The sequence below is a fragment of the Streptomyces sp. SP18CS02 genome (assembly GCF_036322365.1).
GTDB lineage: Bacteria > Actinomycetota > Actinomycetes > Streptomycetales > Streptomycetaceae > Streptomyces.
In genome coordinates this window covers 1-303 of record NZ_JAQYXC010000100.1, presented here as the reverse complement: position 1 = coordinate 303, position 303 = coordinate 1, and the positions used below count along the sequence as shown (strand labels likewise).

The 303-nt window shown below is 65.0% G+C and carries 1 protein-coding gene; it reads left to right on the top strand.

The annotated features are described in order from the left end of the window. Positions 1 to 303: ATP-binding cassette domain-containing protein (locus PUR26_RS00825; protein ID WP_329868209.1), on the top strand; the 303-nt coding region annotated here is incomplete at both ends.

Genomic DNA, 303 nt, shown 5'->3' with positions numbered 1-303 from the left:
TGGTCAAGCACTTCCCGCTGACCCAGGGCATCCTGTTCAAGAAGCAGGTCGGCGCGGTAAAGGCCGTCGACGGGGTCTCCTTCGACCTCTACCAGGGCGAGACGCTCGGCATCGTGGGGGAGTCCGGCTGCGGCAAGTCCACGGTCGCCCAGCTGCTGATGATGCTGGAGACCGACACCGCCGGAGAGGTCTTCTTCAAGGGCCAGGACATCACCAAGCTGTCGGGGCGGGCGCTGAAGGCGGTCCGCCGCAACATCCAGATGGTGTTCCAGGACCCCTACACCTCGCTGAACCCGCGGATGA